Source organism: Sphingobium sp. (genome assembly GCF_036170395.1).
Taxonomy (GTDB): Bacteria; Pseudomonadota; Alphaproteobacteria; order Sphingomonadales; family Sphingomonadaceae; genus Sphingobium.
This window is the reverse complement of sequence record NZ_JAVHPD010000019.1, coordinates 17527-36620: the sequence shown is the minus strand read 5'-3', so window position 1 is coordinate 36620 and position 19094 is coordinate 17527. Positions and strand designations below refer to the sequence as shown.

Sequence of the window (19094 nt, the reverse complement as noted above, 5' to 3'; positions counted from 1 at the left end):
TCCCTGGCCAAAAATGATTGCGCTACCTTGTAGCGATGTACCTACAATGTGGAGGCGGTGCAACAGATGGGGCGAGCGGACTAGAAAAATGGCGCCGCCGATGATTTTCCATTTGCGCTCCACGTCGCGCCGTCGTCCCTTGGCGCAAATCGCGGCGACACGCCGAACGACGGGGGATGGATGATGGACCTGCTGACGGGCGCCTGGGCGGCGCTGACCGACATACTCAATCCGCATGGGCCAGCGGTGACCGCGGCCAAAAGCTACACGCCGTCCGACTTCAGCATCCATTTCTTCCTCCAGCTCGCGATCATCATCGCCACCTGCCGCGTCGTCGGCTGGCTGGGGCAGAAGCTGCTCAAGCAACCGCAGGTGGTGGGCGAGATGATCGCCGGCGTCGTGCTGGGGCCGTCGCTGCTCGGCCTCGCATTCCCCGACATCCAGAATGCGATCTTCCCCCAGGAGACGCGCAACGTCCTGTATGTCGGCGCGCAGCTTGGCGTGGGGCTTTACATGTTCATGGTCGGGCTCACATTGCGGCTCGATCATTTCCAGTCCAAGGCGCGCAGCGCGGCGACGGTGTCGGCCGCCGGCATCCTCGCCCCCTTCCTGCTTGCCGCACTGATAACCCCGATGCTGGTCGAGGTGCCGGGGCTGTTCGCGGCTGGCATCAGCCAGGCCAGCGCCACTTTGTTCATGGGGGCGTGCATTGCGCTGACCGCCTTTCCGATGCTGGCGCGGATCATCAACGAGAATGGCCTCGCAGATTCGTCGCTCGGCACGCTGGCGCTGACGGCGGGCGCGTTCGACGATGCGGCGTCCTGGTGCGTGCTGGCGGTGGTGCTGGCGACTTTCGGCGCGGGCGCGGGGGTGGCGGTGATCGCGATCGGCGGGGCGATCCTCTACGCCGCCTTCATGCTGCTCGTCGGGCGCAGGCTGCTCGCGCCGCTCGGCCGCGCGGTCGAAGCGCGCGGCGAGATGAGCATGACCATCCTCGCGGTCACGATCCTGCTGTTCTGCCTGTCCGCCTTCCTGATGGACGCGATCGGCATTCATGCGATTTTCGGCGGGTTCCTGATGGGCGTGTGCATGCCGCGCGGGTTGTTCGTGGAGGAACTGAAGCAGAAGGTGGAGCCGATCGCGGTCGTGCTGCTGCTGCCGATGTTCTTCACCTATTCGGGGCTGAACACGCGGATGGACATGGTCAATTCGGTCGAGCTGCTGCTGATCGCGATCGCGGTGCTGGCGGTGTCGATCCTCGCCAAGTTCGGCGCCTGCTATGCCGCCGCGCGGCTGACCGGCGAGGATAACGCCACGGCGCTCGGCATCGGCGCGCTGATGAATTCGCGCGGCCTTATGGAGCTCATCATCATCAACATCGGCTTGCAAAAGGGGATCATCGGCCCGACTCTGTTTTCGATGCTGGTGTTGATGGCGATCGTGACCACGGTGATGGCGACCCCGCTGTTCGAGGCGGTCTATGGCCGCAAGGCGCGGGCGAGCGGGGTGCTGGGTCCGCGCGACGGGACGCTGGCGGCGGCCTGACGATCAGGCCCCAATCTCTTCCAGAAAGGCGCGGTTGGTGGGGAGGTCGCGGGTGGCCTGATCGCTGTAGCTTTGCACGCGCGCGAACAGGCGGTCGGCGGCGCGGGGCGACGCCGTGGCCGGGCGCGGCGGCGGCATAGTCGGATAGTCCATGCCGTAGAGGATATAATGATAGTTGAAGGGGGCGAAGCTCTCGAGGTCGAGCGTAAAATCGAAGCGGCCGGGCGGGCGGTAGCGCCATTGATCCAGATGCGCGCGCAGGCTTTCGGGCATCGAGGCCGGGTCGGCATTGTCGCGCCAGAAGGGTTCGTCGCGGCGGCTGAGGCAATAATGGAGCTTCAGGAAATCCACGATCCGCTCGTATCGGCCGACCATCAGTTGATTGAAACGGGACGCGGGGGCATCGATCGGGCCGGCGAGCGGGAAGAGTTCGGCGATCATCGCCACCGCTGCCTCGATCAGCAGGATGCCGGTGGATTCGAGCGGTTCGAGGAAGCCCCCGGACAGGCCCACGGCCACGCAATTGCCGATCCACTGCGCCTCGCGATAGCCGGGATCGAAGGGGATGAGGCGCGGCTGGAAGCGATCATGGCCGATATGGGCGCGCAGGATTTTCGCCGCCCCGTCCTCATCCATATGGGCGGAGGAATAGACGCAGCCGATGCCGCGCGCGCCCTCCAGCCCGATGTCCCAGGTCCAGCCCGCTTCATGGGCGGCGGCGATGGTGACGCTTTGGATCGGCGCGTCGGGGCGGTCATAGGGGATTTTGCAGGCGAGCGCGCGGTCGGTGAAAAGCTGATGCCGCACCGATCGGAACGGCGCGCCGAGCGCGCGGCCGATCAGTTCGGCGCGAAAGCCGGTGCAGTCGATATAGAGATCGGCGCTGAGCGGCCCCCGGTCGCGGGTCAGGATGCGGGCGATCTTGCCGTCTTCGCCGCGCTCGACCCCGGTCAGATGATCGGTCAGGTGGCGCACGCCGAGTTCGACCGCCCGGTCCCGCAGCAGGGCAGCGAACTTCGTGGCGTCGAAATGATAGGCGTAGCTGAGCGGAGCGGCATAGGCCCCCTCCTCCGGCCGCTTGGGCGCGCGGCCGTGCAGCGCCACGCCATGCTGGATGCTCATCGCCTGGGCGAAGGGCAGGCGCGTCGCTGAGTCCTGCGCCAGCCAGGCGGCGAGCAGATCGGCGTCGTTGGTCTGGAGCGGCGCTTCGAAGGGGTGGACATAGTGATGACGTCGGCCGTCCGGCGCGGGGGCGTGCAGCCAGTCGTCGAAGCGTATCCCCTGTTTGAAGGTCGCGGAGGTCGCGCGCAGGAAGGCGGTTTCGTCTATGCCGAGGAAATCGAGCGTGCCCCGGATGGTGGGGAATGTCCCCTCCCCCACGCCGATAATGCCGAGGTCCGGGGATTCGAGCAGGGTGATGGACATATCCCCCTGCCCCGCCAGCGCGAAGAAGCGGGCGAGATAGGCGGCGGTCAGCCAGCCGGCGGTGCCGGCCCCCACGATCATGATGCTGCGCGCGCCCGTCATGGCCGGTAGCCTAGCGCAAGCCGGCCACTGCGGAAATGCTCTGTTCGCCCGGCGTGCAAACTTCTGCCCGCCCTAGGTTACGGATTTTCCTGGCCGGTTCGTTCAGCCCCATGTCAGCGATGCCGCGCGCGCGCTTTCGAGTCAGGTTCCGCCGAAGAGAGGCATGGTTTTACGACATGGTCGATTTTTTCCGTTCCGCCGCCTTGATAAGCCAGGGCGATCGCCGCACCATGGGCGTGCGCCATGCAGGCCAGGAAGGGACGCGGTAAATGCACGGCGACGTCATGAGCTGGCTGGTGCCGCTGGTTTCGATGCTGGCGGCGGGCCTGATCGCGGGTTTCGCGGCGGGGATTTTCGGCATCGGCGGCGGCTTCGTCGTCGTGCCTGCGTTGCTCGTCGTGCTGCCGCTGCTGGGCGGAACGCATGACGGGATCGCCCATGTCGCGATCGGCACGTCGGCCGCGACGATCATCGTCACCTCGATCCGCTCGCTGCTGGCCCATGCTAAGCGCGGCGCGGTGGAATTCGAGGTGTTGAAGGCCTGGGCGCCGTGGATCGTGCTGGGATGCGGCGCAGGCGTGATGCTGGCGGGGCATGTCAACGGCAATACGCTCAAGATGATCTTCGCCTGCGGCGTCGGCCTCATGTCGCTCAACTTCCTGCTGCCGAGCATCAACGGCAAGGTGGTGAGCGATACGATGCCCTCCGGGATCGTGCGCATGGGCATCGCCGGCGGGCTCGGCACTTTTTCTTCGCTGCTGGGGATTGGCGGCGGGGTGATCGCGATCATGGTGATGACCTTGTGCGGCCGCACCATCCACCGCGCGATCGCGACGGCTTCGGGTATCGGCACGCTGATCGCCATCCCGACGACGATCGGCTTCGCCATCATCGGCCTGGGCGAAGGCGGGCTGCCCTGGGGGTCGCTGGGCTATGTCAATATCCCCGCGACCATCGCGATCTCGTCCATGTCGATGCTCACCGCGCCGCTCGGCGTCGCCGCCGCGCACAGCCTGCCGGCCGGGCCGCTCAAGAAGATTTTCGGCGTCTATCTGATCGCGATCGCCGTCATCATGTTCCGCAACGCCGTTAAAGGGTGAGGCCGGAGGCCATTGATTACGCGCTAACAGCCTTTGTCACTGGCGGTTCTTCGCTTATTCTGCGAGCGGGGAACGGTCATGGCGCAGGCGGAACAAATATCGGTATTGCTGGTCGAGGATGACGACGCCGCGCGCGCCAATATCGCGGGCATATTGAGCGATGCGGGGATGCGCGTCGATCATGCCGCCGATGGCCCCAGCGGGCTCAACCGGGCGGGCGGCGGCGGGCATGACGTCATCATCCTCGATAGGATGCTGCCTCATCTGTCGGGCATCGACATCGTCACCCGGCTGCGCGTCGCAGGCGTCGGCGCGCCGGTGCTGATGCTCTCCGCGCTGGGCCGCAGCGAGCATCGGGTCGAGGGGCTGGAAAGCGGCGTCGACGATTATCTCGCCAAGCCGTTCGAGCCGGACGAGCTGGTCGCGCGGGTGCGGGCGCTGTGGCGGCGGGCCAGCCGGCGCGGCAGCCATGATCCGGTGCTGCTGTTCGGCGACCTCGAATGCCATGTGAAGGCGCGGACCGCCTATCGCCAGGGCAAGCATCTGCCGCTGTCGCCCAAGGAGTTCGAGCTGTTCCGCTATCTGATGGAACATGCCGGCGAGGTAGTGACGCGCGAAATGCTGCTGCGCCATGTGTGGAAGCTGAGCTTCGATCCGCAGACGAATGTCGTCGACGTGAATGTCGGCCGGCTGCGGCGCAAGCTGGAGGACGGGTTCGACCGGCCGGTGCTGGAGACGATCTGGGGCACCGGCTATCGCCTGATCGCCGCCGCTGGCCCCACCCTTGCCTAGACCCGATCTGCTCCGGTCGGTGTTCGGCCGGGTGACCCTGTCCGCTCTGCTCGTCAGCCTGCTGTCCACGCTGGCGCTGTTCCTGGTGGTGCGGCAGATCGTCCGCCAGGACGGGCGGGCAATGCTGGCGCGGGAGGTGGACACCGATCTGGCGGGGCTGGCCGACATCTATGTGAGCGGAGGCCGCGCGGAATTGCAGGCGCGGATCGCCGACCGGCTGGCGCTCAATCGCGAGGACGGCGCGCGGAGCTGGTATCTGCTGACCGACGCGGCCGGGCGGCGGGTGGCGGGCAACCTGCCTCATTGGCCGGCCATCTCGCCCGAGGTTTCGGAGGCGCGCTTTGCCACCCTGCCCGGCGGCGAACGGATGTTCGCGCGGGCGACGCAGCTGGGCGGCGGCGCTCGGCTGCTGGTCGGGCGCAGCGACGCGCGCGGCGAGGCGCTGCTGGCGCGGCTCGCGACGGCCTTTGCGGTCGCTGGCGCGGGGATCGCGCTGCTGAGCCTTGCCGCCGGCCATTTCGCCGCGCGGCGGCTGCGCGAGCGGGTCGAGGCGGTGAACGCCACGTTTGCCGCCGTGCGCGCAGGACGGATCGCGGCGCGCGCGCCCGATGCGGGGACGAGCGACGAACTCGCTGAGCTGGCCGCCAACACCAATGCAGCGCTGGACCAGGTCGAACGGCTGATCGAGGCGCAGCGCCATGTGTCGGATCAGACCGCGCACGAAATCCGCACGCCGCTGATGCACCTCGATACGCGCATCTTGAAAGCGATCGAGGCGACGGACGATCCGGTGCTGCTGCGCACGCTCGACCAGTCGCGGGCCGAGATACGCGGGGTGGTGCGGCTGCTCGACTCGCTGCTCGACATTGCCGGAACGCAGGCGATGCGCGGCGACCTGCGTGGCCTTGCCGACATCAGCCTCAGCGACATCGCCGAGAGCCTGGCGGACCTTTATGGCGCGAGCGCGGAGGAGCTGGGCATCGGTTTCCATGCGCGGATCGCGCCCGGCATCCATATGCGCGGCGACGCGATGCAGATGACGCGGCTGCTGTCCAACCTGCTCGACAATGCGTTCAAATATGTGCCGAGCGGCGGGTCGGTGGTGCTGGAACTGGCGCCGGGGCCGCGCATGGCGGTGCAGGATGACGGGCCGGGCATACCCTGCGCCGACAGGGAGCGGGTGTTCGAACGCTATGTCCGCCTTGACGGGGCGCGGGGTCAGGGGCATGGCCTTGGCCTCGCGCTCGCGCGTGCGATCGCGGAGCGGCACCATCTGTCGCTGCATGTCGAGGATGCGGAGCCGGGCGCGCGCTTCGTCGTCCGGCCGGAGGAACGCGATGCTTAGGTTGGTCCTGCCCCTGCTGTTGACCGCCGCTACCCTGCCGGAAGCGATGCCCGACGATCCGGTGCTGCGCACCCTGCTGGAGGGGGAGGCCGCGCAAGCGGCGGGCGACGGGGCGGCTCTGCTCGACACGGCGCAGGTGCTGAAGGCGCTGGGCGCGACCCCGGCGGAGGGACAGCAGGATCTCGCGGCACTGTGGACGCAAGAGGCGGAGGCGAGGGGCGTGACCAAATCCGCGCTCGGCTTTCGCGGGCGGGCGCTCGGCCCGGCCTATCATCGCGGCGCGCTCAATGCCGGGGACAAGGTGATATTGCGCCAGCTTTTCCTGGCCGGGCAGCGCGCGCAGATTTCGGTCGCCCCGGCGGGGCGCGCCAAATTATCGGTTAGGGTGCAGGATGCGGGCGGCAGCACGCTCTGCCAGAAGGATGTCGGCGGACCGCAGGCCGATTGCGCCTGGATGCCGCTTTTCACCGATCGCTATGCCATCGTGATCGAAAATGGCGGTGCGAGCCCGGCGGCCTTCTACCTCATCATGAAATGACGGCGCGGCGTCAGTCCGCGTCGGGATTGCGGAAATTCAACCGCCGCGTCACCGTGTAATCGAGCACGCCGACCAGCAGATAACTGATCCATTGCTTGATGAGGGTCGGGAGCGAGCGGCCGGCGCGGTAGGTTTCGAGGTTGATGGCGCGGCTCTGCGCCGCTTCGGCGGTGACGAAGGCGCGGACCTGCGCCGCGAAGCCCTTGTCCTCGATCCGCAGCATCAGTTCGAGGTTGAGGAACAGGCTGCGCATGTCGAAATTGGCCGAGCCGATATAGACGGCGTCGTCGATGACGAGCAGCTTCATGTGGAGCTTGCACGGCTGATATTCGAGGATTTCGACGCCGCGCTTGAGCAGCGGGCCATAGAGCAGCCGCGCCGCCGCGACGGTGGCGAAATTGTCGGATTTCGCCGGCAGGATGATCCGCGCGCCGTCACGTCGGGCGGCGCGGGCGATGCGGGTGAGCATCCCGCGGCCTGGCGAGAAATATGCGGCGATCATATCGACCCGGCGCGCCTGCTCCAGGTCGTGTTTGACCAGCTTCGCCCAGGGGCTGAGGCGTCGGGTGGGGCCGCCGATCAGCCAGCGGAAGGGGCTTGCCGGGTCACCCCCACGCGGCGGACGCCAGCGGCGGACCAGGCGGCGGAGCGCGCGAAACCCCTGCCGTTCGGACGAGACCCAGCGCCACATATGCCCGAACCAGTTGCTCATCGCGCGCACCTCCGCCCCCTCTATCAGGAGGCCGAGGTCGCGCCAGCAATCTTCGGGGGGAATGCCGAAATAGCCGTCCTCGACATTGAAGCCGCCGATCAACAGCGTCGCGTCGTCGGCGATGGCCATCTTCTGATGGTTGCGGATGAGGTAGCGCGTCGAGCGGCGGGTGCCGAAGCGGCCGAAATGCGCGCCGGCCTCGACCAGCGGCGCGAAGAAGCTGTCGGGCGTGTCGGCCGAGCCGAAGCCGTCGATCATCAGCGTAACGGCCACGCCCCGCCGCCGCGCCGCGATCAGGGCGTCGCGCACCCGCGTGGCGCTGTCGTCGGCGGCGACGATATAATAATAGAGTTTGAGGCTGACGCGCGCGCCCTCGATCAGGGCGAGGAGAGCGTCGCGCAGCCCCTCCCCCCGAACGATCAGGCGCAGGGCGTGGCCGGCGATATCGACGCATATATCATCGGCGTCGGCGCGGCCGGGCTGGGACTGAAGGGTCGCCATCGGGTCTACCTGCCGCATAAGGGCGCGCCATGCCATGGCTTTATGGCCTTTTATTGACTCCGCCCCGCCCGGCTGCTAGGCGGCGCATTCACGATTTTCCATCCGCAATATCAGGAGGCCCTGTTTGGCCCGCGTTACCGTCGAAGATTGCGTCGACAAGGTTACCAACCGTTTTGACCTCGTTCTCCTCGCCGCCCAGCGTGCGCGGGAGATTTCCGGCGGCGCCGAGCTGACGATCGATCGCGACCGCGACAAGAATCCGGTCGTGGCGCTGCGCGAGATCGCCGAGGAAACAGTGCTGCCGGACGAACTGCACGACTCGCTCGTCGGATCGCTCCAGAAGGTGCAGATCGACGATGACGATACGCCGGACGAGATCGGGTCGATCGCCCAGTCGGCCGAAGCGCTGCGCCTGACGGCCGCCGCGCCGCCGCGCAACCAGAATATCGGTGGCGATTACGACGGCTGACGCGCCCCAAGCGCCTGACGGTTTGGAGAGGGAAAGAGGCCCGGCCCGCGCGAGCGGGACCGGGCCTCGACCGTTTTCGGGTGGTGCAATGGCAGCACCGATAAGAACGACGCATCTTGCTCCCCGGCGAAGGCCGGGGCCCAGTCCAAAGCGCGGAACTGGACCCCGGCCTTCGCCGGGGAACAAGATATTATAGGTTTCGGGCCATGGCCCCTTGCATGAGCCCGGTCACGCCTCCGCCCAACGGCGCAGGAGGTTGTGATAGACGCCGGTGAGGCGGATGACTTCGGCATGATCCTGGCCGAGTTGCGCCGCGACGCCCTGCACGCTGCGGTCGAGATCGAACAGCGTCTGGCGGGCGGCGTCGTCGCGGATCATCGACTGGAGCCAGAAGAAGCTGGCGACGCGCCGCCCGCGCGTGACCGGCTCGACCCGGTGGAGCGAGGAGGACGGGTAGAGGACCGCATGGCCGGCGGGGAGCTTCACCTGCTGCACGCCGAACTGGGTTTCCACCGTCAGCTCGCCGCCGTCATAGGCTTCGGGCGCTTCGAGGAAGACAGTCATCGACAGGTCGGAGCGGACGCGGAAGCCGGTGCCGGGCTGGATGCGGACGGCATTGTCGATGTGGACGCCGAACGCCTGCCCGCCGGCATAGCTGTTGAAGAGCGGCGGGTAGATTTTGAGCGGCAGCGCGGCGGCGATGAAGAGCGCGGAGCGGCCGAGCGCGTCGAGCACCAGTTGGCCCGCTTGGCGCGCGGCCGCGCTGTCCTCGGGCAATTGCAGGTTGCGCTTGGCGAGGGCGGACTGCGGGCCGGAGGTCGCGTTCCCGTCGATCCAGTCGCCCGCGTCGATGAGAGCGCGGATAGCGGCAACGCCGTCGGCGTCCAGAAGGTCGGGGATGGCGATCAGCATGAGGGACGAATAGGCGAGCGGGGAAGGATGGGCAACCGCCCCCGCCCCGCTCGCCCCGAGGATCAGAAGCTATAGAAGAGGCTGAGCCGCGCGGCGCGCCCTTCGCCGGGCGCCGCCCAGCCGCCCGACACGACGCCGTTGGTCGCGCTGATGTTGTTGCGGATGCCGGTGTAGTAGTCCTTATCGAACAGGTTCTGGACGTTGAGCTGCGCGGTCAGGCCATTCTCGAAATTCCACGACAGAAAAGCGCGATGGACCCAGTAATCGTCCGACCGATATTGGGTGCGGTTGGCGAGGTTGGACTGGTTGAGCGCGAAGCTGCCCTGATAGGTGACGCCATAGCCGAGTTCGAGGCCGAAGGGCAGGCGGTAGCTGGTGTAGAGGCTGCCCGAATGTTTGGGCGTCTGGATGAGGTCGTCGCCCTTCGACGGATCGGGCAGCGCGGCGCTGTTGGAACAGGTGGCGCGGGGATTGGCGATGCAGCTGTCCGACGTGCCCTGCACGATCTTGCCATCGAGATAGGTATAGTTGGCGAAGATCAGCCACTCAGGGGTGATGTTGCCGGTGAGGCCGAGCGCGACCCCGTCCACCCGCGAGCGGCCGTCGAGTATCTGGAAGCTCGCGTTGGTGGCGGGATCGTTGGTGGGTACGCGGTAATTGGTCCGCTCGTTGCGGAAAAGCGCGGCGGTGGCGAGCAGCTTGCCGCCCATGAGATTGGCTTTCGCGCCGATTTCGTAGCTGCGCGCGGTTTCGGGGGCGACGTCGCAGAAGTTGACGAAGGTCGCACCCGATCCGGTGGTGCAGCCCGCGCGGACGGTGGCCGACGAGGGCGTCTTGCTGTTGGCGAAAGCGGCGTAGAGGCTGACGTCCTGCGTCAGTTTGAACACCGCGCCGACGCGATAGGAGAAGAGGCTTTCCTTGCTGCGCTGGACGATGCCGGGCGTGGTGCCGCCGCCGGCCGAGGGCAGCGCGATCGTATCGGCGCGGAAGATGTTGCGCACATCCTCGTAGCGCAGGCCGCCGTTCAGCTCGAACTGGCCGAACTCGATCGTGTCGAAGGCATAGACGGCAAGGTTGCGGCTGTCGCCATAGCTGCGGCCCGAGACGATCTCGTTCACTTGGCCGACCCAGTCGGTGTTCGGGTTGGCGAGGCTGATGTCGGGTTCCGCGACGGTCGCGCCGGCGGCGGTGCGGAGAAGGTTGGCGCTGGTCAGGCGATAATCCTCCTGCGTCGCCGATGCGCCGATGACAAGCGTGTTGCGGATGCCGCCCGCATCGCCGCTGACGATGCGCAGGTCGGTCTGGGCATAAAAAGATCGTTGAGCTGGTCGCGGACGAGGCCGCGCGGGCCGGAGGGGCGGTAGGTGCCCGCTGCCATGCCGGCGGGGCAGGCGAGCGGGGTTGTGAGGTCGATGGCGGTGACGGGCTGCACGCCGCCGGCAAGGCAATAGGTGCCCTGCGGCGCACTGGTGATGCTGTCCTGCCGAACGCGCTGCCAGCGGCCGAGGGTGCGCAGCGAGACGGCGTCGCTGAACTGGTGGGCGAAGATGGCGGTGAAGCGATCGATGTCGATATCCTGCCGGTCGAGATTGGCGATGCCGAAATAGTCGCTGTCATCGACGCCGGGCAGCGGGCCGCCAAGGTTGGCGTTCTTGAAGAAGGGCACGCCATAGACGGGGGTGTTGCGGTCTTCCTGGTGGAAGTAGGAGAGGGTGAGGCTGGTCGGCCCTTCCATGCCGAGCTTGACGGACGGAGCGACGGCCCAGCGCTTGAAGCGCTCGACATCGCGACCGGGCAGGTCATTGCGGTGGACCATGGCGTTGAGGCGCACGCCGATGAAGTCCGACGCGCGGATATTGCTGTCCACCGTGGCGCGATAATAATCGTCGGTGCCGACGCCGGCTTCGAGGATGGTCAGGTTTTCGGCCTGGGGCGCTTTCGACACGAGGTTGATCGTGCCGCCGACCGATCCCGAGCCGTTATAGACCGAGTTGGCGCCATTATAGACTTCGACCTGCTGCATGTTGAACGGATCAGTGCGGCTATATTGGGCGCTGTCGCGCACCCCGTCCTGGGTGATGTCGTTGTTGGCCGAATAGCCGCGCAGGTTGATGCTATCGCCATAGCCGCCGCCACCCTCGCCCGCGCCGAAGGTGATGCCGGGGACGGTCGTCAGCACATCGCGCAGGGTGAGCAGATTCTGCTTCTTGATCGTCTGGTCGGAAATGATGGTGATGGTCTGGGGCGTGTCGAGCACCGGGGCCGTGTTCTTGGGATTGACGGTTTGGTCGGCGTAGATTTGGCCGGTGACGATGATCGAATCCTGCGCGGCGACGGGCGCAGGCGCGTCGGCCGCCTGGGCCGGCGCGGTCGTGAGAGCGCCGACGCAGCTCAGCGCGAGGAAGGAAACGGATTTTGCGGCAACGGCCATGGATGGTCCCCCTATTTGGTTGAGCGGACCGCTATTGCGAATCGTTCTTACTGTCAATGCTAATGCGAATAATTCCTATCAGCGATAATCACGCGCTCGATCAAAAAGCCAGCAACGGATCGCGCTGGCGAGATTGGGGGCAGGATCGGCGGCGAGGCGCGCCACGTCGATGCGCGCGATCAGCGCATTGATCGGGAGATTGTCGGCCGCCGCCGCGGCGCGCAGCGCGTCCCAGAAAATGGGTTCGAGGCTGATCGCGGTCTGATGGCCCGCGATGGTGACGCTGCGCTTGACCGGCGGCGCGAAGGACGGCCCCGAGGGCTGGTCGGAGCCGTCCCGCTGCATCAATACATATGCTGGCCGCCGTTGATCGACAGCGTGCTGCCGGTCACGAAGCCGCCATCCTCGCTACAGAAGAAGGCGACGCCGCGCGCGATTTCATGCGCCTCTCCCAGGCGGCCGACCGGGATTTTGGCGACGATCTTTTCGAGCACCGGCGCGGGGACAGCGGCGACCATGTCGGTGTCGATATAGCCGGGCGCGATGGCGTTGACGGTCACGCCGCTTTTCGCGCCTTCCTGCGCCAGCGCCTTGGTGAAGCCGTGGATGCCGGACTTGGCGGCGGCATAATTGACCTGGCCGTACTGGCCCGCCTGCCCGTTGATCGAGCCGATATTGACGATCCGGCCCCAGCCGCGCTCGCGCATCCCGCCGAAGGTCGCCTTCGCCATGTTGAAGCAACCGCCGAGGTTGATGCGCATGACTTCGTTCCAGTCGTCGAAGCTCATCTTGGCAAGCACGCCGTCGCGGGTGATGCCGGCATTGTTGACGACGATGTCGATGGGGCCGAGCTGTTCCGCGACCTGCGCGCAGCCGTCGAGGCAGGCCTGATGATCGCCGACATCCCATTTGAAGGAGGCGATCCCGGTTTCGTCGGTGAATGCCTTCGCCTTCGCCTCATTGCCGGCATAGTTAGCCGCGACCGTGTAGCCCATGTCCCTGAGCGCCAGGCTGATCGCCTCGCCTATGCCCCGTGTTCCGCCGGTTACGATCGCCACTCTCGACATCTCTGGCTCTCCTCCTCCATCAGGGCTGGTCTATCCAGCCCGAAAGTTCGCGGCTCAATAGCCTATGGTAGAGGGTGATAGCTTCGCCCGAGGCGTTTAGACAGGGCAAATAGGCGAATTTTTCGCCGCCTTCGCGCAAAAAAGCCTCGCGCGCGCGCAGAGCGATTTCCTCCAGCGTCTCGAGGCAATCGGCGGCAAAGCCGGGCGTCACGACAGCAATATTTCGGACACCATTGCGCACAAGTCCGGCAAGGGTCGCCTCGGTCTCGGGCTCCAGCCATTTGGCGCGGCCGAAGCGCGACTGGAAGCTCATATGGACAGGGAGCGGGAGTGCCTCGCGCAGCAGGCGGACGGTCTTGACCGACTGGCAATGATAGGGATCGCCGAGGTGCAATGTCCGCTCCGGCATACCGTGGAAGCTGGCGAGCAGCGCGTCTGGCGTGAAGTCGAGCGCGGCGAGGCTGCGCTCGATCGAGGCTTTGAGCGCCGCGATATAGGCCGGATCGTCATGATAGGGCGGCAGGGTGCGGATCGCGGGCTGCCAGCGCATCGCGGCGAGCGCGGCAAAGGCGGCGTCGTTGGCGGTGGCGGTTGTGGCGGCGCTATATTGGGGATAGAGCGGCGCGAGCAGGATGCGGTCGCAGCCCGCCGCCTTCATTGCCGCCATCCGGCTGGCGATGCCGGGATTGCCGTAGCGCATGGCCCAGTCGACGACGATCCCCTCCCCCATCGCCGCCTGCACCGCCTGCGCCGTGGCGCGGGTGTGGACGGCGAGCGGCGAGCCTTGCTCGGTCCAGACCTGCTGGTAGGCGTGGGCCGATTTCTTCGGCCGGGTGGTGAGGATGACGCCGCGCAGGATCGGCTGCCAGAGGAGCGGCGGGATTTCGACCACGCGGCGGTCGGAGAGAAATTCGGCGAGATAGCGGCGCACCGATTTGGGATCGGGGCCGTCGGGCGTGCCGAGATTGATGAGCAGCACCCCGACTTTGGGGGACGGGATGACGGGGTGATCGGCGGGCCTGGCGGTGGTCATGCGTTTCCCACTAGAGGCAGGCCGCGCAGCCGCTGACCTGTCCATGTGTACAGGGCGTTGGCGACCGCCGGCGCGACCAGCGGGGCGGCGAGATCGGTGACGCCGGCCGCGTCGGCGGTGCTGCGGATGAGTTCGACCGTGACCTCGCCAATGTCGGCAAGGCGCGGCAAGTTCATGCGGCCGAGGATGGCGCGGGTCGGCAGGCCGCGTTCATAGGGGACCGACGCACCCATGGCGAAGGCAAGACCGTAGAGCAGCCCGCCCTCGATCTGCTGGCGGGCGATGTCGGGATTGACCTGATCGCCGGCATCGACCGCCGCGACAATCCGCCCGACGCTGAGCTGGTCGCCGTTCATCGACGCTTCGACCATGATAGCGGCGTAGGCGCCGCCCATCTGATGCGCGGCGATCCCCTGCCCGCTGCCCGCGACGCCGCCCTGCCAGCCGCCCATCGCCGCTGCGGTCGACAGGCAATGGGCGAGGCGCGGATTGCCGCCGAGCATCTGGATGCGGAAGGACATGGCCTCGATCCCTGCGAGATGCGCGAGTTCATCGACGAAGCTCTCGGTGAAGAACGCGCCGTGGAGATGGGCGTTGCCGCGGGTGAAGCCGAGCGGCAGACCGACATTGCAGGGATAATGATCGACCGCCCAGTGGGGAATCGCATAGGGCGGGGCCATGCCGGCGACGGCGAGGCGCGACGGGGTGTCGGCAGCATTGGCAGCGGCCTCGTGCGGCAATTTCCGGTCGGCGATGCGGCCCCAGGTCTGGGTCATGGCGCAGGGGGTGGCGACCTTCGCCAGCCAGCCCTCAATCGCGCCGTTGCGACCGAGCTTCGCCGCCATGCGGGCATGGGCCGGCGCGCCGGGGCGGTCCTGCACGATATCCTCCAGCCGGGACCATAAAAGTTGGACCGGGCGGCCGATGTCGCGCGCGATGAGCGCGGCCTGGACGCCGGCTTCCCAGTCCATCTTGCGGCCGAAGGAGCCGCCGGCGTGGAGCGGATAGAGGGCGACGGCGCTTTCGGCCAGGTCGAGCGCGGCGGCAATGGCGTTCCGCGCCAACGCCGGAGCCTGGGTCGCGAGCCAGATTTCCGCGCCGTCGTTGGTGACTCGCGCGGTGGCGCAGAGGGGTTCGATCGCGAGGTGGAGGCCGGGATCGACCTGATATTCGCTGGCGAGGATGGTCGCGCCCTCGAACACCGGGAGCAGATCGCCCTGAGAATAGAGGCGGCGGCCGGCGCTGCTGGAGAAAGCGGCTTCGAGCGCGGCGTCGATGCTTTCGCTGCCGACCGGCGGCCCATGCAGGGTAAACACCGGATCGGCGAGGTCGAGCGCCTTGTTCGCCGCCCACCAGTTGCTGGCGACGGCGGCGACCCAGCGCTCCTGCTTCACCAGCTTCAGGAAGCCGGTGACGCTGGCGGGCGCACGATCGTCATGTCCCGCGAGTGTCGCATCGCCGATCGGCCCCTGCCGGATCGAGGCATAGACCATGTCGGGCAGGCGGATGTCGGCGGCGAAATTATGGCTGCCGTCGATCTTGGATGGCGTGTCGAGGCGGGGGAGATCCTGGCCGGCGAGGCGGTTCTCCTGCCCCTGGCGATAGGGCAAGATGTCGGGCAGGTCGAACGTCACGGCGTCGCCGGCGAGGTCGCCGATCTTCATCCGGCGGGCCGCGCCGTCGGTGACGATGCCACCTTCTATGTCGCAGCTTTCCCAAGGGATGTTCCAGCGGGCGGCGGCGGCCTTGCACAGCAGCACCCGCGCGGCCGCGCCCGCGTCGCGATAGGCGTCGTGGAACATGGGCACGGAGGTGCCCGCGCCCGTCAGCATCAGCGCGCCGCGCGTCGCATATTGGCCGATCGCCCAGTCGCCCGCGCCGCCGATCAGCCGGGTCCAGTCGCTCGCCAGCCATTCGCGCGCGAGCAGGGTGTTGGCATAGAGAGGACTGACCGGCGCGCTCTGGACCGCGACGGTACGCCAGTCTGCGCCGAGTTCGTCCGCCAATATCTGCGGCAGCAGCGTCGTGACGCCCTGCCCGGTTTCGGTCTGCGGCACGATGACGATGATCTGGCCGGAGCGGTCGATCTTGAGGAAGGCGTTGACGATCGTCTCGTCGGGACCGGCGTTGAGGTTCGGCTTGTAGCTGCGCGGCCAAGCGCCCCAAGCGAGCAGCAGCCCCGCCGCCGCGCCGCCGCCGATGAGCAGGGTCCGGCGGTCGATGCCCTTCCTGCCTGTCGCACCTAGTCGCGGTGATCGCCCCATGGCTGCCCTGATAGGGACGGGCAGGCGCGATGCCTAGCGTTAATCCGCAGCGACGGGCGCGACGCCGAGGCGCGGGATTTCGATCGCGGGGCAGCGGTCCATCACGACCTTGAGGCCAGCCGCTTCGGCGCGAGCGGCGGCGCTTTCATTGACGACGCCGATCTGCATCCACACCGATTTCGCGCCGATGGCGATCGCTTCGTCCACCGCTTCGCCGGCGGCCTCGCTGCGGCGGAAGATGTCCACCATGTCGATGGGCACGCCGATGTCCGACAAACGACCCCAGACAAATTCGCCATGGACATGCTCGCCGGCAATCTGGGGATTGACCGGGAGGACGCGATAGCCATGGTCCTGAAGGAAGGCCATGACCGAATAGCTGGCGCGGTCGGGCCGGTCGGATATGCCGACCAGCGCGATGGTGCGGGTTTGCGTGAGCAGGTCGGCGATATCCTGAGCGGCGGTAAGCGGCATGGCGTGTCTCCTTCGTCCGTCAGATGGGGAGGACGAAGCCATGCGCAAGGCGTTCCCATAGCCGCTTTTGTCTGACATTCGCGCACCCCGCACCACAGCGCCGCAAATGCTGCATCAGCGCCGCATCCGTTACGCAACCGGATTGGGAATCATGCGTTAAGGCCGCATGAACGCGCACGCAGCCAGTCATCAAGCCATCGAAATAGAACGCCCCGGCATCCAGCCGCTCGGTCAATGGATGCGAACGCTGGTGGACTATGTCCGCTCTGGCAAGCCCGACCTCACCAATCGGCAGATGGCGCTGATGATGACCGTCTATATCGGCCAGGGACCGCATACCGTGCGGGGCCTGGCCGAAGCGCTGCATGTGTCGAAGCCCGTCATCACCCGCGCGCTCAACAAATTGTCGGCGCTCGGTTATCTGCGGCGCGAGCGGGATGCGGCGGACCGGCGCAATATTTTCATCACCCGCACACCCAAGGGGGCGGAATTTCTTGACGCCTTTCACCATTTCATCGCAGGAACCGCGCGCGATGAAAGGCATGACCACTCCCCCTCTTGACCGAGCCGCTGCCAGAACCCGTTTCAGGCTGGATGGCCGGTCAGTAGCGCTGGACCGGCGGGTGCATGCCGCCCGAGGCGACCTTGCCGACCTGTCGCTCGCCGGGACGCTGTTTTCCGCCCATTATGCGCGCGCCGTGCCGCTGACCTGCGTGGCGCCGGGTGCGGCGATCCTGGCGGCGGCCGCTCCGACCGCGGAAGCGGTGAGCCAATTGCTGCGCGGCGAGACGTTTCACGCGCTCGACGTCACGACCGACTGGGCTTGGGGCTTTTGCGGGCATGACGGCTATGTCGGCTATATCCGGCGCGACGCGCTGGACGTGGCCGAGACGCCGACCCACCGGATCATGGCGCGGGTCGCGCCCCTGTTCAGCGCGGCCGACATCAAGAGCGCGATCGCGGACTATTGGCCGGGCGGGGCGCAGTTCGCGGGCGAGGATCAGGGCGACTTCATCGCCTGCGCCGAGGGATTCATTCATCGCCGCCACGCCGGGCCGGTCGCTGCGCCGCCGGGCGACTGGGTCGCGGTGGCGCAGCGCTATCTGGGTCAGCCCTATGTCTGGGGCGGGCGCGGGCATCGCGGGATCGACTGTTCGGGGCTGGTGCAGGTGGCGCTGGGGCAGGTGGGCATCGCCGCGCCGCGCGACACCGACCTGCAATGCGAAGGGATCGGCAGCCCGATCGACAGCGAGGCGAAGTTGCGGCGGGGCGACCTCATCTTCTTTCCCGGCCATGTCGGCATCATGACCGATGCGCGGACACTGCTCCACGCCAATGCGCACTGGATGGCAGTGGTCGAGGAGCCGCTGGCCGATGTCGTCGCGCGGCTGGCCGACCGGCACGAGCATCTCGTTATCGCGCGGCGGAGGATCGACGCATGAGCAGCCGCATCTTTATCGACGGGGGCCATGGCACCACCGGCATTGAGATCGCCGAGCGGCTGGCGGGACGACCCGAACTGACGTTGCTGACGGTCGAGGAGAAGGACCGCAGGGATGCTGGCGCGCGGCGCGCGGCGCTGAACGCCGCCGACATCGTCATATTGTGCCTGCCCGACGACGCCGCGCGAGAGGCGGTGGCGCTGATCGACAATGACCATACCCGCGTGATTGACGCATCGACCGCGCATCGCGTGGCGGACGGATGGACCTACGGCTTTCCCGAACTGGAGCCGGGGCATCGCGCGCGGCTGGCGGAGAGCCGCTTCGTCGCCAATCCGGGCTGCTGGCCGACCGGCTTTCTGGCGCTGGTGCGGCCGCTGGTATTGGCCGGACTGCTGCCCGCCGACTGGCCGGTGTCGGTGTCGGGCGCGACCGGCTATTCGGGCGGCGGCAAGGCGATGATCGCGGACTATGAAGGCGCGGCCGGCGCCCCGAGCGCCTACCGCCCCTATGGCCTGTCGCTGACGCACAAGCATCTGCCGGAAATGACGCGCTATTCGGGACTGGCGCATCCGCCGATCTTCGCGCCGGGCGTGGCGAACGCCTATCGCGGCATGATCGTGGAGGTGCCGTTGCACCTGAACGCGCTGCCGGGCGCGCCTTCGGTTGGCGATGTTCATGCGGCGCTGGCCGCTGCCTATGAAGGGTCGCCGATCGTCAGCGTCGCGGCGCTGGACGAGAGCGCGGCGATGAGCGGACTGGCGCTGGAGCATGTCGGCGCGACCGACCGGCTGGCGCTGTTCGTCTTCGCCAATGAAGCCACAGGGCAGGTGCGGCTGACGGCGGCGCTCGACAATCTGGGCAAGGGCGCGGCGGGCGCGGCGGCGCAGAACCTCAATATCCTGGCGGGATTGCCGGAGACGGCCGGGCTGCGGCTCTGAC

Annotated in this window: 19 protein-coding genes; 9 read left to right on the top strand and 10 right to left on the bottom strand. The window is 67.3% G+C overall.

The window, feature by feature from the left end:
* Positions 1-180: 180 nt before the first annotated feature.
* On the top strand, positions 181-1545 hold the full coding sequence (locus tag V2B31_RS06395) for a cation:proton antiporter (RefSeq protein WP_328276558.1): 1365 nt from the start codon (positions 181-183) through the stop codon (positions 1543-1545).
* Positions 1546-1548: 3 nt separating this feature from the next.
* Here V2B31_RS06395 and V2B31_RS06390 read toward each other — a convergent pair whose 3' ends face one another.
* Positions 1549-3072 carry a tryptophan halogenase family protein gene (locus V2B31_RS06390; protein WP_328276556.1) on the bottom strand — a complete coding sequence of 508 codons (1524 nt, stop codon included), beginning with the start codon at positions 3070-3072 and terminating at the stop codon, positions 1549-1551.
* A gap of 269 nt (positions 3073-3341) precedes the next feature.
* On the opposite strand from V2B31_RS06390, the gene V2B31_RS06385 reads away from it, so the two are divergent.
* The 4 genes from V2B31_RS06385 (at position 3342) to V2B31_RS06370 (ending at position 6847) form a co-directional block, all read left to right on the top strand.
* The gene (locus V2B31_RS06385) at positions 3342-4172 is read left to right on the top strand and encodes a sulfite exporter TauE/SafE family protein (RefSeq protein ID WP_328276554.1); all 831 of its coding nucleotides are present in this window, start codon (positions 3342-3344) and stop codon (positions 4170-4172) included.
* A 78-nt stretch (positions 4173-4250) separates the two neighbouring features.
* Complete coding sequence (locus V2B31_RS06380; RefSeq protein ID WP_328276552.1) at positions 4251-4964, top strand: response regulator transcription factor; 714 nt, start codon at positions 4251-4253, stop codon at positions 4962-4964.
* Complete coding sequence (locus V2B31_RS06375; protein ID WP_328276550.1) at positions 4957-6309, top strand: sensor histidine kinase; 1353 nt, start codon at positions 4957-4959, stop codon at positions 6307-6309. The genes V2B31_RS06380 and V2B31_RS06375 overlap by 8 nt, the downstream gene beginning before the upstream one ends.
* On the top strand, positions 6302-6847 hold the full coding sequence (locus V2B31_RS06370; protein ID WP_328276548.1) for a hypothetical protein: 546 nt from the start codon (positions 6302-6304) through the stop codon (positions 6845-6847). The genes V2B31_RS06375 and V2B31_RS06370 overlap by 8 nt, the downstream gene beginning before the upstream one ends.
* Before the next feature lie 10 nt (positions 6848-6857).
* On the opposite strand, the gene V2B31_RS06365 is transcribed toward V2B31_RS06370, so the two are convergent.
* Positions 6858-8096: a phospholipase D-like domain-containing protein gene (locus V2B31_RS06365; RefSeq protein ID WP_422247744.1), complete on the bottom strand. Its 1239-nt coding sequence runs from the start codon at positions 8094-8096 to the stop codon at positions 6858-6860.
* Between the two features lie 88 nt (positions 8097-8184).
* On the opposite strand from V2B31_RS06365, the gene rpoZ reads away from it, so the two are divergent.
* Complete coding sequence (gene rpoZ, locus V2B31_RS06360) at positions 8185-8529, top strand: DNA-directed RNA polymerase subunit omega (protein WP_328276546.1); 345 nt, start codon at positions 8185-8187, stop codon at positions 8527-8529.
* A 228-nt stretch (positions 8530-8757) separates the two neighbouring features.
* Here the strand turns inward: rpoZ and V2B31_RS06355 are convergent, their stop codons facing one another.
* The 8 genes from V2B31_RS06355 to V2B31_RS06325 all read right to left on the bottom strand — a co-directional run bounded on the left by V2B31_RS06355 (position 8758) and on the right by V2B31_RS06325 (position 16710).
* A complete protein-coding gene (locus V2B31_RS06355; protein ID WP_328276543.1) occupies positions 8758-9441 on the bottom strand; it encodes a Fe2+-dependent dioxygenase in 684 nt (227 codons plus the stop codon).
* Between the two features lie 62 nt (positions 9442-9503).
* Complete coding sequence (locus V2B31_RS20025; RefSeq protein ID WP_443021857.1) at positions 9504-10688, bottom strand: TonB-dependent receptor; 1185 nt, start codon at positions 10686-10688, stop codon at positions 9504-9506.
* Positions 10652-11872 (bottom strand): TonB-dependent receptor, encoded by a 1221-nt coding sequence (locus V2B31_RS20020; protein ID WP_443021840.1) that lies wholly within the window; start codon positions 11870-11872, stop codon positions 10652-10654. The genes V2B31_RS20025 and V2B31_RS20020 overlap by 37 nt, the downstream gene beginning before the upstream one ends.
* A 78-nt stretch (positions 11873-11950) precedes the next feature.
* Positions 11951-12217 carry a ribbon-helix-helix domain-containing protein gene (locus V2B31_RS06345; RefSeq protein ID WP_328276541.1) on the bottom strand — a complete coding sequence of 89 codons (267 nt, stop codon included), beginning with the start codon at positions 12215-12217 and terminating at the stop codon, positions 11951-11953.
* On the bottom strand, positions 12217-12939 hold the full coding sequence (gene phbB, locus V2B31_RS06340) for an acetoacetyl-CoA reductase (RefSeq protein WP_328276540.1): 723 nt from the start codon (positions 12937-12939) through the stop codon (positions 12217-12219). The genes V2B31_RS06345 and phbB overlap by 1 nt, the downstream gene beginning before the upstream one ends.
* 19 nt (positions 12940-12958) lie before the next feature.
* Positions 12959-13972, bottom strand: coding sequence for a ferrochelatase (gene hemH / locus V2B31_RS06335; RefSeq protein ID WP_328276538.1), 1014 nt, complete (start codon positions 13970-13972; stop codon positions 12959-12961).
* Positions 13969-16236, bottom strand: a complete 2268-nt coding sequence (locus V2B31_RS06330) for a molybdopterin cofactor-binding domain-containing protein (RefSeq protein ID WP_328276536.1) — start codon at positions 16234-16236, stop codon at positions 13969-13971. The genes hemH and V2B31_RS06330 overlap by 4 nt, the downstream gene beginning before the upstream one ends.
* Before the next feature lie 39 nt (positions 16237-16275).
* Positions 16276-16710: a CoA-binding protein gene (locus V2B31_RS06325; protein WP_328276534.1), complete on the bottom strand. Its 435-nt coding sequence runs from the start codon at positions 16708-16710 to the stop codon at positions 16276-16278.
* A 166-nt stretch (positions 16711-16876) separates the two neighbouring features.
* Between V2B31_RS06325 and V2B31_RS06320 the strand changes: the two genes are divergently transcribed.
* Genes V2B31_RS06320 through argC form a run of 3 tightly spaced genes read left to right on the top strand, consistent with a single transcriptional unit; the run spans position 16877 to position 19093 of the window.
* On the top strand, positions 16877-17272 hold the full coding sequence (locus tag V2B31_RS06320; RefSeq protein ID WP_328276532.1) for a MarR family winged helix-turn-helix transcriptional regulator: 396 nt from the start codon (positions 16877-16879) through the stop codon (positions 17270-17272).
* Complete coding sequence (locus V2B31_RS06315) at positions 17244-18152, top strand: C40 family peptidase (RefSeq protein ID WP_422247747.1); 909 nt, start codon at positions 17244-17246, stop codon at positions 18150-18152. Before V2B31_RS06320 ends, V2B31_RS06315 begins: the two co-directional genes overlap by 29 nt.
* Positions 18149-19093: an N-acetyl-gamma-glutamyl-phosphate reductase gene (gene argC, locus V2B31_RS06310; RefSeq protein ID WP_328276530.1), complete on the top strand. Its 945-nt coding sequence runs from the start codon at positions 18149-18151 to the stop codon at positions 19091-19093. Before V2B31_RS06315 ends, argC begins: the two co-directional genes overlap by 4 nt.
* Position 19094 lies beyond the last annotated feature (1 nt).

Bases quoted from the DNA above. Each gene is read 5' to 3' on its own strand.
- phbB (WP_328276540.1), bottom strand. From the start codon at position 12,939: ATGTCGAGAGTGGCGATCGTAACCGGCGGAACACGGGGCATAGGCGAG.
- V2B31_RS06315 (WP_422247747.1), top strand. From the start codon at position 17,244: ATGAAAGGCATGACCACTCCCCCTCTTGACCGAGCCGCTGCCAGAACC.
- V2B31_RS06345 (WP_328276541.1), bottom strand. From the start codon at position 12,217: ATGCAGCGGGACGGCTCCGACCAGCCCTCGGGGCCGTCCTTCGCGCCG.
- argC (WP_328276530.1), top strand. From the start codon at position 18,149: ATGAGCAGCCGCATCTTTATCGACGGGGGCCATGGCACCACCGGCATT.
- V2B31_RS06390 (WP_328276556.1), bottom strand. From the start codon at position 3,072: ATGACGGGCGCGCGCAGCATCATGATCGTGGGGGCCGGCACCGCCGGC.
- V2B31_RS06380 (WP_328276552.1), top strand. From the start codon at position 4,251: ATGGCGCAGGCGGAACAAATATCGGTATTGCTGGTCGAGGATGACGAC.
- V2B31_RS06395 (WP_328276558.1), top strand. From the start codon at position 181: ATGATGGACCTGCTGACGGGCGCCTGGGCGGCGCTGACCGACATACTC.
- V2B31_RS06325 (WP_328276534.1), bottom strand. From the start codon at position 16,710: ATGCCGCTTACCGCCGCTCAGGATATCGCCGACCTGCTCACGCAAACC.
- V2B31_RS06330 (WP_328276536.1), bottom strand. From the start codon at position 16,236: ATGGGGCGATCACCGCGACTAGGTGCGACAGGCAGGAAGGGCATCGAC.
- V2B31_RS06320 (WP_328276532.1), top strand. From the start codon at position 16,877: ATGAACGCGCACGCAGCCAGTCATCAAGCCATCGAAATAGAACGCCCC.
- V2B31_RS06355 (WP_328276543.1), bottom strand. From the start codon at position 9,441: ATGCTGATCGCCATCCCCGACCTTCTGGACGCCGACGGCGTTGCCGCT.
- V2B31_RS06365 (WP_422247744.1), bottom strand. From the start codon at position 8,096: ATGGCATGGCGCGCCCTTATGCGGCAGGTAGACCCGATGGCGACCCTT.
- V2B31_RS06385 (WP_328276554.1), top strand. From the start codon at position 3,342: ATGCACGGCGACGTCATGAGCTGGCTGGTGCCGCTGGTTTCGATGCTG.
- V2B31_RS20020 (WP_443021840.1), bottom strand. From the start codon at position 11,872: ATGGCCGTTGCCGCAAAATCCGTTTCCTTCCTCGCGCTGAGCTGCGTC.
- V2B31_RS06370 (WP_328276548.1), top strand. From the start codon at position 6,302: ATGCTTAGGTTGGTCCTGCCCCTGCTGTTGACCGCCGCTACCCTGCCG.
- hemH (WP_328276538.1), bottom strand. From the start codon at position 13,972: ATGACCACCGCCAGGCCCGCCGATCACCCCGTCATCCCGTCCCCCAAA.